The organism is Odoribacter sp. AF15-53 (assembly GCF_003479425.1).
Lineage (GTDB): Bacteria > Bacteroidota > Bacteroidia > Bacteroidales > Marinifilaceae > Butyricimonas.
This window is the reverse complement of the sequence record NZ_QUHC01000001.1, coordinates 218,131-230,487: the sequence shown is the minus strand read 5'-3', so window position 1 is coordinate 230,487 and position 12,357 is coordinate 218,131. Positions and strand designations below refer to the sequence as shown.

11 protein-coding genes are annotated in these 12,357 nt (G+C 41.3%); 1 reads left to right on the top strand and 10 read right to left on the bottom strand.

Annotation, left to right across the window (positions count from 1 at the left end):
* Positions 1-6 precede the first annotated feature (6 nt).
* Complete coding sequence (locus DWW52_RS00925) at positions 7-1,182, top strand: glycosyltransferase family 2 protein (protein WP_118713603.1); 1,176 nt, start codon at positions 7-9, stop codon at positions 1,180-1,182.
* A 268-nt stretch (positions 1,183-1,450) separates the two neighbouring features.
* Here the strand turns inward: DWW52_RS00925 and DWW52_RS00920 are convergent, their stop codons facing one another.
* The 10 genes from DWW52_RS00920 to DWW52_RS00875 all read right to left on the bottom strand — a co-directional run bounded on the left by DWW52_RS00920 (position 1,451) and on the right by DWW52_RS00875 (position 12,126).
* Entirely contained in the window at positions 1,451-2,383 is a 933-nt protein-coding gene (locus DWW52_RS00920; RefSeq protein ID WP_118713602.1) for a UDP-glucuronic acid decarboxylase family protein, read from the bottom strand.
* Positions 2,384-2,484: 101 nt separating this feature from the next.
* Complete coding sequence (locus DWW52_RS00915; protein ID WP_118713601.1) at positions 2,485-4,095, bottom strand: ABC-F family ATP-binding cassette domain-containing protein; 1,611 nt, start codon at positions 4,093-4,095, stop codon at positions 2,485-2,487.
* A gap of 38 nt (positions 4,096-4,133) precedes the next feature.
* Positions 4,134-4,988, bottom strand: a complete 855-nt coding sequence (rfbD, locus tag DWW52_RS00910; protein WP_118713600.1) for a dTDP-4-dehydrorhamnose reductase — start codon at positions 4,986-4,988, stop codon at positions 4,134-4,136.
* Between the two features lie 231 nt (positions 4,989-5,219).
* Positions 5,220-7,178 carry a nucleoside-diphosphate sugar epimerase/dehydratase gene (locus tag DWW52_RS00905; RefSeq protein WP_118713599.1) on the bottom strand — a complete coding sequence of 653 codons (1,959 nt, stop codon included), beginning with the start codon at positions 7,176-7,178 and terminating at the stop codon, positions 5,220-5,222.
* A gap of 10 nt (positions 7,179-7,188) precedes the next feature.
* Positions 7,189-7,734 carry a dTDP-4-dehydrorhamnose 3,5-epimerase gene (rfbC, locus tag DWW52_RS00900; protein ID WP_118713598.1) on the bottom strand — a complete coding sequence of 182 codons (546 nt, stop codon included), beginning with the start codon at positions 7,732-7,734 and terminating at the stop codon, positions 7,189-7,191.
* 16 nt (positions 7,735-7,750) lie between these two features.
* Complete coding sequence (gene rfbB / locus DWW52_RS00895) at positions 7,751-8,803, bottom strand: dTDP-glucose 4,6-dehydratase (RefSeq protein ID WP_118713597.1); 1,053 nt, start codon at positions 8,801-8,803, stop codon at positions 7,751-7,753.
* Positions 8,804-8,832: 29 nt separating this feature from the next.
* A complete protein-coding gene (locus tag DWW52_RS00890; RefSeq protein ID WP_118713596.1) occupies positions 8,833-9,201 on the bottom strand; it encodes a four helix bundle protein in 369 nt (122 codons plus the stop codon).
* A gap of 93 nt (positions 9,202-9,294) precedes the next feature.
* Positions 9,295-10,167 carry a glucose-1-phosphate thymidylyltransferase RfbA gene (rfbA, locus tag DWW52_RS00885; RefSeq protein ID WP_118713595.1) on the bottom strand — a complete coding sequence of 291 codons (873 nt, stop codon included), beginning with the start codon at positions 10,165-10,167 and terminating at the stop codon, positions 9,295-9,297.
* Positions 10,168-10,201: 34 nt separating this feature from the next.
* On the bottom strand, positions 10,202-11,491 hold the full coding sequence (locus DWW52_RS00880; protein ID WP_118713594.1) for a nucleotide sugar dehydrogenase: 1,290 nt from the start codon (positions 11,489-11,491) through the stop codon (positions 10,202-10,204).
* A 239-nt stretch (positions 11,492-11,730) separates the two neighbouring features.
* Complete coding sequence (locus DWW52_RS00875) at positions 11,731-12,126, bottom strand: WbuC family cupin fold metalloprotein (protein ID WP_118713593.1); 396 nt, start codon at positions 12,124-12,126, stop codon at positions 11,731-11,733.
* Positions 12,127-12,357 lie beyond the last annotated feature (231 nt).

Below are 12,357 nucleotides of genomic sequence, written 5' to 3'. Positions count from 1 at the left end.
ACGCTCATGCAATTTCTTCAGTACTTTTTCTGGCTTTCCATCGCTATCGTGTTCTACACCTACATCGGATACGGGATAATCTTATTTATCCTAGTCAGGATCAAAGAAAAGATTCACCCACCCTCTCCCTTGAAAATCCGGGAACCCTTACCGGATGTCACGCTCTTTATTGCAGCGTATAATGAAGAAAAGATTGTTGAAGAGAAGATGGAAAATTGCCATAACCTCAACTATCCCAAAGAAAAATTACATATAGTATGGGTCACGGACGGTACTACAGATGCCACGAATAACAAACTTGCCACCTATCCGGAAGTTACAATACTATTCTCCCCAGAGCGCAAAGGAAAAACAGCCGCGCTCAACCGGGGCATGCAGTTTATTAAAACCCCATACACGATTTTCACGGATGCCAACACGATGTTGAACCCGGAGGCGATCCGGGAAATCATGACTTGCTTCTCGGACCCGAAAGTTGGTTGCGTGGCCGGTGAAAAACGAATCGAATCGAAAGACAAGGATGCTGCCGCAGCAGGGGGTGAAGGTTTTTACTGGCGTTATGAATCAAAACTCAAGTCCCTTGATTCAAGGCTTTACTCCGCGGTAGGCGCTGCCGGAGAATTATTTACCATAGAAACGGATCTTTTTAAAACGATGCCAACGGATACACTCTTGGATGACTTTATTCTTTCTCTCGAAATTGCCCGACAAGGTTATAAAATTGCTTATTGCGACCGGGCTTACGCCATCGAATCCGGATCGGCTGACATGTACGAAGAACAAAAACGCAAAGTCCGTATTGCAGCAGGAGGTTTACAATCTATCGCACGCCTGAAAGGTCTTCTTAATATATTCAAATACGGGATTCTTTCTTTTCAATATATATCACACCGTGTGTTACGCTGGTCAATTACTCCTGTTTTACTATTTCTATTATTCCCCTTGAATCTGACCCTCGCGTTAACACAAACCTCCGTCCTGTATGATACAATGCTTATTTTACAAATCATATTTTACATTTTGGCTTGGACCGGAGCGATTATGGCCAAGAAACAGATAAAAATAAAGATTCTTTTTATCCCTTACTACTTTACTTTCATGAACTTAAACGTGTTGAAAGCATTCTCCTATTTAAATAAACACAAAGGAAAAGGAACATGGGAAAAAGCAAAAAGAGGATAAGTCACGGATTGTCATGAAATGTCATACTTTGCCTGTCATGGTTCTTGTTTGCGAACATCTATTTTTGTGCTAAAGAAATTCAGAAAGAGAGCGGGGAGAGATTAGGGGGTGTTTAGGAACAAATAAGGCACCACAAGCAGATGACAGACGTTTTGCCTCCGTTTCACAGCCGTTTGGGAACTGAACTTGGTACGTAGACAACACGTCCATGGAGCACGGGGCATGCCCGAACTGTCCCTTATTACCTATTTTTCACTTATGAATATCCCTATAATATCGACCTGAAATAGTCAATCGTTTTTAATAGTCCCTCTCGTAAGGGTATCGTAGGCTCCCAATCCAACTTCGTTTTTGCCAATGTAATATTCGGTTTACGCTTTCTGGGATCATCTTTCGGAAGCGTCGAAAACACGATATCAGATTTTGATCCGGTTAATTCCAGTACCAAGTTAGCCAACTCTAACATGGTAAACTCTCCGGGATTACCTAAATTCACGGGACCGGTAAATTCATCTTCAGTATTCATGACCCTAATCATTCCTTCAATCAGGTCATCCACGTACTGGAAACTCCTTGTCTGTGTTCCGTCGCCATAAATTTCGATATCTTTTCCCAACAAAGCGTTCACGATAAAATTGGAGACAACCCGGCCGTCATTTTGCGCCATTCGGGGACCATAAGTATTAAAAATACGAATGATCTTCACGATTACCCCCATTTGCCGATGGTAATCCATACATAACGTTTCCGCACACCTCTTCCCTTCATCGTAACAGGAACGGACACCTATCGGGTTGACATTCCCCCAGTAATCCTCCGTCTGGGGATGTATCACCGGGTCTCCATACACTTCACTCGTGGAGGCTTGAAGTATTTTTGCCCCGGCACCTTTTGCCAATTCCAACATATTAATAGCCCCAAGTACCGAAGTATTAATCGTTTTTACAGGATCATATTGGTAATGAACCGGAGAAGCCGGACATGCGAGGTTATAAATCTCATCAACATTTTTTATATAAGGCCAGATAATCTCTCGTTCCTCTAATTCGAAATGAGAATCTCCCATTAGATGTTGAATATTATCTTTGGTTCCTGTAAAAAAATTATCTAAACAAATAACATGATTACCCGATTGGATCAACCGGTCACACAGATGCGATCCTAAAAAACCGGCGCCACCGGTTACTAATACACACTTCATAATTCCTCACTATATATTACACAAATATATAAAAAAATATTCGAATCTATTACTATATAGCAATAAATTCGAATATTTAATTATCTGAAAAACAATTCAAATCAATACATCTGATTCAATTGTTCCTTAATCTTATCATTTGTGATATAATCGTCAAAATCCATTCGTTTATCAATCATGCCATTAGGAGTTAACTCTATAATACGATTACAAACGGTCTGGATAATCTCGTGGTCATGCGAGTTCATTAATACAATACCCTTAAATGCTACCAACGTGTTATTAAAAGCCTGTATGGATTCCAAATCCAAATGGTTGGCCGGAGAGTCCAGTAACAAAACATTAGCATTTTTCAACATCATCTTGGCTATCATACAGCGCATCTTCTCCCCTCCGGACAAAACCTTCACTCGTTTATAAATGTCTTCCCCTGAAAACAACATCTTCCCCAGAAAGCCTCTCAAAAAGGTCTCACTCGTATCGGCAGAATATTGCCCCAACCATTCAACCAGAGTCATATCTGTCTGAAAGTAAGCCGAATTATCCAAAGGTAAATAAGCATTCGTGATCGTTACCCCCCACGTGAAACTTCCTGTATCCGGTTTTTCATTCCCGTTAAGAATCTCCAACAAGGCCGTCATCGCTCTCGGATCTCGTGACAAAAACGCTATTTTATCTCCTTTCTCCACGGTAAATTCTACATCTCGGAACAAAGTCTGTCCCTCGATGGATTTACTCAAACCACGCACATCCAAGATACGGTCCCCGACCTCTCGTTCCGGGGTAAAAATAATTCCCGGATATTTTCGTGTAGAAGGCAATATCTCTTCAACATTTAATTTTTCCAACATCTTCTTACGGCTCGTCGTTTGTTTAGACTTCGCCACGTTGGCACTAAAACGGGATATAAATTCTTGTAACTCCTTTCTCTTCTCTTCCGCTTTCTTATTCTTTGCCTGAGCCTGACGTAGAGCTAACTGACTTGATTCGTACCAAAAGCTATAGTTTCCCGCAAACAATTGAATCTTACCAAAATCAATATCCACGGAATGAGTACAAACAGAATCTAAGAAGTGACGGTCATGCGACACCACAAGAACCGTATTCTCGTAATTAGCCAAATAGTTTTCCAACCACATGACAGTCTCCAAATCCAAATCATTCGTGGGCTCATCCAACAACAAATTATCCGGCTTACCAAACAATGCCTGCGCCAACAAAACCCGGACTTTCTGCTTTCCACTTATATCTTTCATCAAGGAATAATGCAAGTCCTCCTTGATTCCCAATCCACTTAACAAATTTGCCGCATCACTCTCTGCATTCCAACCGTCCATCCCGGCAAACAACTCTTCCAACTCCGCTGCCCGGATTCCATCTTCATCCGAAAAGTCTTCCTTCATGTATATCGCATTCTTCTCCTGCATCACGCTCCATAAAGAAGAATGTCCTTGTAACACGGTATCCAGAACCGTACAATCGTCATAAGCGAAGTGATCCTGTTTTAATACAGATAACCGCTCTCCTGGTCCAAACATCACGTTTCCCCGGGTTGGGTCCAAATCACCACTCAATATTCTCAAGAAAGTAGATTTTCCGGCACCATTAGCACCAATCACTCCATAACAATTCCCTGGGGTAAACTTTAAATTCACATCCCGGAACAATGTTCTTTTCCCAAACTGAATCTCTAAATCCGAAACTGTAATCATTATTTATCTTTTTCTAAAAACGACCGCAAAGGTACGCGTTAAAAAGTTGCCATGCAACTTTTTAATGCATCTCTCCAATCCCGAATCTCTAATTCGAAAGTCTCTTTAATTTTTGTTTTATCCAATATCGAATAAGCCGGTCTTTTTACTTTAGAAGGATACTCTTCCGATGTAACCGGATTTATCTTACACGGGGCTCCCGTGATAGTCACTATTTCTTTAGCAAAATCATACCATGTACACGCTCCCTCGTTCGTGAAATGATAAACGCCTTCATATTCTGGCAAATCACTTTTTTCCATGATCTTAATAATCGCCTCTGCAAGATCCCCTGCATAAGTCGGCGTTCCCCACTGGTCATTTACCACGTTTAATTCATCCCGTTCGGTTGCCAAACGAGAAATTGTTTTCACGAAATTATGTCCATACCCTGAATATAACCATGCTGTACGAATAATAATATATATACAACCCGATTTCTTGATCGCCAATTCACCCTCTAACTTGGTCTTCCCGTAAACACTTTGTGGGTTCGTGGTATCTTTTTCCGTGTAGGGATGATCTGCCGTCCCGTCAAACACATAATCTGTTGATACGTGTAGCAACAGACATCCTAATTTCTTGGCTGCATTAGCCAAATTCGCCACGGCATCCCGGTTTAACTTCATGGCCTTTTCCTCTTCTTGCTCGGCCTGATCCACAGCCGTGTAAGCAGCACAATTTATTATCGTATCAATATCATGCGTCTCAATAAAAGCACATATTGCCTTGAAATTCGTAATATCCAACTCTTCCACATCCGTGTAAAACACATCATCTAACAAAGAAAAACTACGATTTCTCAACTCAGTCCCTAATTGTCCATTCGCTCCTGTAATCAATATATTTGCCATACACCTTATCAATTTTAGATTTTAAATTTTAGATTTTAGATTCCAACCGCACCAGGTCGGGCTTATTCCGTGATTTTATGATTTCAGATTAGGTAATTCCCAACTGCACAAGGCTAACGTTTTTTATAATCACTTAATCATTAAATCGGCAATCACTGAACTTTTTAACTTCTATCTTTCTTACCCCGCAGGGGTCCATTGACTTTATAAACTTTATAAACCTTATGGACTTTATAAACTCTTTTCAACTTTCAATTGTTTATCGAACTTCTCAAATTCGGAATTCTTACTAACAAATTCCGGAACAATAGCCTTCATCATTTTCACCACCTCCGGAATATTCACCATTGCAGCCAATTCATTCAACTTCTCTAATTCCTTGGTCACCTCGACATAATTATATTCTCTCACTTTCGCTACCCGGATTTTATTATGTGCTGTCGGCAAAGTATTTTCCTTATTGCTCAACAATTCCTCGTATAATTTTTCTCCCGGTCGTAACCCCGTGTAAACAATTGAAATTTCTTTATCCGGATCGAATCCCGACAATTCGATCATTTTTCTTGCCATATCAGCAATTTTTACCGGACGTCCCATTTCAAATATATATATCTCACCTCCCATTCCCATCGTTCCGGCTTCCATCACCAAACGACAAGCTTCAGGGATAGTCATGAAATAACGAATTATATCCGGATGAGTCACCGTAACCGGTCCCCCGTTACGAATTTGTTCCCGAAACCTCGGAATCACCGATCCATTGGAACCTAACACGTTTCCGAATCGGGTGGTAATGAAACGAGTCGTTCCTGCCTGCACTCCATCACGGATAGCAACACTCAAACTTTGCACGTAAATTTCGGCCAAACGCTTAGAAGCCCCCATCACGTTAGTAGGATTAACAGCCTTATCCGTGGACACCATCACAAAACGTTCCACCCCGTATTTCACGGCATGGTCTGCAACATTCATCGTCCCGTACACGTTAACCCGCACTGCCTCGCAAGGATTCAACTCCATCAAAGGAACGTGCTTGTAAGCTGCTGCATGAAATACCACCTGAGGATGATAATTTCGGAAAACAAAATCCATGCGTTCCTGCGATCTCACGTCCCCGATCACAGGTATAAATGAAATATTCGGATACTTATCTGTAAATTCCAATTGAACATTATGCATCGGTGTCTCCGCGGAATCCAGTAATATCAATTGTTTCACCTCAAAACGGGTCAACTGCCGACACAACTCACTTCCGATAGAACCTGCAGCACCTGTCACCAAAACCACTTTCCCTTCTAACCCTTCGGCAATTTCCTTCATACTGATCTTGATTTCATCACGCCCCAATAATTCTTCCAGCCGAATTTCTTTCATTTGCGGGCGAGGCACTTGCCCGTCACTTACCTCTTCCACGGAAGGTAATACCAACATCTCCAACCCGAGTTTCTGACAATAACGCACCAAACGTTTCTGTTCCTCTTGTGCAGTTTTATAATTCGGGAATACAATACCCTCTATACGCAACCTCTTTATTAACCGCCCGAATGCCTCTTCGCCAGTAACAAAATACACGTATTCTCCCGACAACCGGTAATGTTTATATCGCTTCCCGATCGTCAAATATCCGGCCACCTTATAAGACGGTAAAAAACTATTGGAAACCGCATTACTAAGCGATGCACTGCAATCATCCATACCGTATATCAACACTCGCTTTTGCACCCCATTCAAGCGTACTTTCAAAAAATCATAAACGCTTACGAGCACAACCCGCACGGAAACCAACACTACCGTGGTAGTCATCACATCCAACAACGCCCCTAAAATCAATCGCTCCACGGACACCTGAGAATAAAGGATATGAATCAATGGATATAGAATAATCACTTTCAACGACATCGCGATACCTAAACGCCATGTCTCCCGTAACGTGGTGTAACGCATCACAACACGATGAGCATGTAAAATGGCAAATGCCAATGCACTAATCACCGCGGCTAATGCCCCCAAATATGCAACCCATGACCAAACAATAGGTTCTTCCCTGACAAACCGGATAAGCCAGTAAGCAAAAACCGTTACCCCGGTTGAAATCACAACATCAATACCCATCACGATCCAACGACTCAGGTATCTCGTATGCACAATCTTGGTAGCTAAACCATTCGGTCCAAACAAATAACTTTTCATTTACTCTCTTTTACAACAATACAGCATCCCGCAACCTAGGATGTTTCTTATCTTTTTCTGACAAAATAATATCTTTCAGCGGCAATCTCCAGTCTATCCCCAAGTCGGGATCATCAAACCGAATAGCCCCCTCGTGTCCGGGAGCATAATACTCGTCACACTTATACTGAAATATCGCCTCTTCACTCAAAACAACAAAACCATGAGCCAATCCTTTAGGTAGAAAAAACTGCCGTTTATTCTCCTCGCTCAACTCGGCAGCAACATACTTACCGAATGTCGGTGACCCTTTACGAATATCCACGGCCACATCCAGTACTGTCCCTTTCACCACTCTCACCAACTTGGCTTGCGTGTAAGGAGGTAACTGGTAATGTAATCCGCGCAAAACGCCATATTTGGATTTTGACTCGTTATCCTGCACGAATACGGTTTTACTAACCTCCTCCTCGAAACGCTTTAAAGAGAAACTTTCGAAAAAATATCCTCTTTCATCACCAAAAATCTGAGGTTCAAGTATAACTACTCCTTCTATTTCTGTCTCTATAACCTTCATTACAAGTGAAAATTTTCTACACGTTATACATGCTCTCGTAATATTTCAGATATTCACCACTCGTCACGTTGTCTAACCAATCCTGATTTTCCAAATACCATTTCACGGTTTTCTCGATCCCCTCTTCAAATTGCAATGACGGTTCCCATCCTAATTCTTCATGCAATTTCGTTGAATCAATAGCATAACGCAAATCATGTCCGGCTCTATCAGTCACGTAAGTAATCAACTTTTCTGAAGTCCCTTCCGGACGTCCAAGTAAGCGATCCGTAACCTTGATCATCACCTTAATCAAATCAATATTCTTCCACTCGTTAAATCCGCCAATATTATAGGTATCTCCAACTTTTCCTTTATGGAAAATCAAATCAATCGCCCGGGCATGATCCTCCACGAATAACCAATCTCTCACATTTTCTCCCGTTCCATACACCGGAAGCGGTTTATTATGACGAATATTATTGATAAATAAAGGTATCAACTTCTCCGGGAACTGGTAAGTCCCGTAATTATTGGAACAATTGGATATTTTCACGGGTAATCCGTAAGTATCATGATAAGCTCTCACGAAATGATCAGAAGAAGCTTTTGAGGCTGAATAAGGAGAATGAGGATCGTACTTTGTTGTCTCTAAAAAAAATCCACCATCTGGTTGTAATGAGCCATATACCTCATCTGTCGAAACATGATAAAATAATTTCCCGTCAAAATCTCCATCCCAAGCCAATTTTGCGGCTTGTAACAGACTCAATGTTCCCATGACGTTAGTCTGTGCAAAAGCAAACGGGTCCTTAATAGAACGATCAACATGACTCTCCGCAGCCAAATGAATCACACCGTCTATATCATATTCTGCAAAAATCTCACGCATCCTCTCGAAATCACATATATCCGCTTTCACGAACTTGTAATTCGACATATTCTCTATATCCTTCAAATTGGCAAGATTTCCCGCGTACGTCAATTTATCCAAATTTATAATACGGTATTCCGGGTACTTGTTTACCATCAATCGAACTAAATGTGAACCGATAAACCCGGCTCCACCTGTTATTAATAAATTTTTCATTCTTCAAAATTTAGTTACAAGTTTACAGGTTACAAGTTGCAAGTTGTGTTATCCAAGTAAGCGATTAACTTACTTATGGCTCTTGAAAGAGCGACACAATCTACCAACAATCCATCTACTTGTGTTTCATTTATATATTTTAAATCTCTAGCCAAATACAACATACTTCTCACTTCCCCACAACTACCTCTCGATATCTGCAGAAATTTCTTAAACATCACGTTTCCCCCGGCCTCATATCCTTCTGCAATATTATTCATCACTGAAACCGCCGCTCTCCTAATCTGATCATTAAAACCATAATCCTTAACGTCAGCAGTATACATGTACACGTTGTTCACCAGTATCCGAGCATCCTGCCAAATCTTAAAATCCTCAAAACATTTAACAGTCCCCATAACTTGCAACTTATTAACTTTTGGCGTACCAACCTGCAACTTGTAGCGCACGAACCTGTAACTTGTAACCTGCCAACCTGCAACTTATTGAAATTACTGCAGTAATTTCAATAAATACTGCCCATACTGATTTTTAATCATCGGTTGAGCCAATGCTTTCAACCGATCGGCTTCAATCCACCCTTTCATATAGGCGATTTCCTCCAAGCAAGCCACTTTCAAACCTTGTCGTTTCTCGATAACTTCCACGAAATTTGAAGCTTCTGCTAACGAGTCATGAGTACCCGTATCCAACCAAGCGAATCCTCGTCCCAATAATTGCACTTTCAGATCGCCCTTTTCAAGAAAAGTTTGATTCACGGAGGTTATCTCCAATTCTCCTCGATCAGAAGGTTTTATTTCCTTAGCGACACGTATCACTTCATTCGGGTAAAAATACAACCCGACTACGGCATAATTTGATTTCGGATTTTTAGGTTTCTCCTCTATACTCAACACGTTACCTTCCTTGTCAAACTCAGCCACCCCGTAACGTTCCGGATCATTCACCCAATAACCGAAAACAGTCGCCTTATCTTCTAATTCTGCAGATTTTACGGCATCCAATAGCATTCCCGTAAAATGTTGTCCGTAAAAAATATTATCACCTAATACCAGACAAACCGAATCATTCCCGATAAACTCTTCACCGATGATAAATGCCTGGGCCAACCCATCCGGGCTAGGCTGTTCTGCATACGTGAAATGTACCCCATAATCGGAGCCATCTCCTAGTAAACGCTTGAACCCCGGCAAATCTTGCGGGGTTGAAATAATTAAAATATCCCTGATTCCCGCCAGCATCAATACTGAAATGGGATAATATACCATGGGTTTATCATATATCGGTAACAGCTGTTTCGATACCCCTTTGGTAATTGGATATAACCTGGTCCCGGATCCACCGGCTAATACAATTCCTTTCATATCATTAAATTCTAGCGCGAAGTTATCATTTTATTTATAGGCTCCAGTATTTCATCTGATGAATTTTACCCCGATAAATACCTTTTATATCCCCTAACACGGCATGTTCGTATGTCAGCCCACGGAAATAGGTCTCATCCAAATCCATGTACTCTTTGTGTGCAACCGCCACGACAACGGCATCATAATTTGCCCTGGGCCGTTCGATTAACTTAAACCCGTATTCATGCATCACCTCTTCCGAATCCGCATGTGGATCCATAACATCCACATCCACTCCAAAATCTTTCAACTCACTCACGATATCCACCACTTTCGAATTTCGGATATCCGACACATCCTCCTTGAACGTAACCCCCATAACCAATACACGGGCTCCCAAAATATTCTTCCCCATGCCGATCATCTTTTTCACGATCTTCTTGGCAATATAACCTCCCATAGAATCGTTCACGAACCTCCCGGCATTAATCATCTGGGGATGATACTTCAACTCTTTTGCCTTATGTACTAAATAATAAGGATCTACCCCGATACAATGTCCTCCCACCAGACCGGGATAAAACTTCAAAAAATTCCATTTAGTTCCTGCAGCTTCCAACACATCATACGTGTTAATTCCGATACGACTGAATATAATGGACAACTCGTTCATCAATGCAATATTCACATCACGCTGCGTGTTTTCAATAATCTTCCCGGCCTCTGCCACCTTTATATTAGGAGCCCGATGTACACCCGGCTTCACTACCAACTCGTAAACCTTGGCAACCGTATCTAATGTCTCCGCATCACATCCTGAAACAATCTTCACCGTATTCGCTAGCGTGTGTACCTTATCCCCCGGATTTATTCGCTCCGGAGAATAACCGACCTTGAAATCAATCCCAACCTTCAACCCGGACACCTCTTCCAGAATCGGGATACAATCCTCTTCCGTGCAGCCAGGATATACCGTTGATTCATAAACAACATAATCCCCTTTCTTCAAGGCCATCCCAACCGTTCTGGAGGCAGACAACAAAGGACGCAAATCCGGTTGGTTAAATTGATCTATCGGGGTTGGTACTGCCACGATAAAAAACGAAGCTTCTCGTAATTCATCCACGGAAGACGTGAAATAAATATCACTATTCGCGAACGCTTCCGCACCTAATTCATTACTCGGATCTATTTTTTCCCGCATCTTCGCCAACCGTCCCTCGTTAATATCAAAACCAATCACGGAAATCTTCTTGGCAAATTCCAAAGCAATGGGCAACCCGACATATCCTAACCCGACCAAAGCCAACTTCGCCTCTTTATTTAGTAATTTATTATACATAGAAAGAATTTAATATTTAGTTTTAAGTTCAGAGTTTAAAATTTAAAGATTCAGTGATTGCCGATTGAATGATTCAGTGATTATAAAAAAAGAGCGTGAGAATCGCACGAGGAAATCAACTTAATCATAAATCGTAAATCAAGAAATAAGCCCGGCCTTGTGTACCCGTAATCACCTAATCTAAAATCACCAAATCACAGAATTTTTTAATCTAAAATCTAAAATCATCAAATTTAAAATTAATCAAGTCTGTCTTCCGGTCCCAACGGACGATAAGGGCCATCCTTTACTTCAAATATCACCGTACCTTTCTCCACGACTTCCAAGGTATGCCATTGTCCCGCGGGAATATGAATACCATATTCCCCCTTCAATGGATTCAAAGTCACAGACTCGGTTACTCGTTTGTCATCATCGTAAAAAAACACGTTAATCTCACCCCGAAGAACAATATAAGTCTCTGCCGTAAAACAATGCCTATGTACAGGCAACTCTGTCCCTGGTTCCAACGCATTCAATAAACGTTGAGCGTTAGCCTCCAACGTATCATGAAAATTATAATTCATCCGCAAGCGGGGACTCGCCTCTGCTTGTCGTGAAACCTCATCCAGCAATTCTTTATCAATAATCTTCATTTCCCCTAGTTTTATTTCGCCTTCGGCGAGTTATATGTTACAAGTTTGCAAGTTACAAGTTATACAACCATGCAAACCCTTTTAATTTAAAATTTAATGATTTTAGATTGAAGAATTCAATGATCGAGAGATCGTTGATTCCGTAATTCGGCAACTCAAGTTGCCGTAAACAAAGCGCCCCGCAGGGGTCCACTGACCTTATGGACTTTATGGACCTTATGAACTTTATGG

Coding starts and splice junctions, on each gene's coding strand:
- DWW52_RS00925 (WP_118713603.1), top strand. CDS start 7: ATGCAATTTCTTCAGTACTTTTTCTGGCTTTCCATCGCTATCGTGTTC.
- DWW52_RS00920 (WP_118713602.1), bottom strand. CDS start 2,383: ATGAAGTGTGTATTAGTAACCGGTGGCGCCGGTTTTTTAGGATCGCAT.
- DWW52_RS00915 (WP_118713601.1), bottom strand. CDS start 4,095: ATGATTACAGTTTCGGATTTAGAGATTCAGTTTGGGAAAAGAACATTG.
- rfbD (WP_118713600.1), bottom strand. CDS start 4,988: ATGGCAAATATATTGATTACAGGAGCGAATGGACAATTAGGGACTGAG.
- DWW52_RS00905 (WP_118713599.1), bottom strand. CDS start 7,178: ATGAAAAGTTATTTGTTTGGACCGAATGGTTTAGCTACCAAGATTGTG.
- rfbC (WP_118713598.1), bottom strand. CDS start 7,734: ATGAAGGTTATAGAGACAGAAATAGAAGGAGTAGTTATACTTGAACCT.
- rfbB (WP_118713597.1), bottom strand. CDS start 8,803: ATGAAAAATTTATTAATAACAGGTGGAGCCGGGTTTATCGGTTCACAT.
- DWW52_RS00890 (WP_118713596.1), bottom strand. CDS start 9,201: ATGGGGACTGTTAAATGTTTTGAGGATTTTAAGATTTGGCAGGATGCT.
- rfbA (WP_118713595.1), bottom strand. CDS start 10,167: ATGAAAGGAATTGTATTAGCCGGTGGATCCGGGACCAGGTTATATCCA.
- DWW52_RS00880 (WP_118713594.1), bottom strand. CDS start 11,491: ATGTATAATAAATTACTAAATAAAGAGGCGAAGTTGGCTTTGGTCGGG.
- DWW52_RS00875 (WP_118713593.1), bottom strand. CDS start 12,126: ATGAAGATTATTGATAAAGAATTGCTGGATGAGGTTTCACGACAAGCA.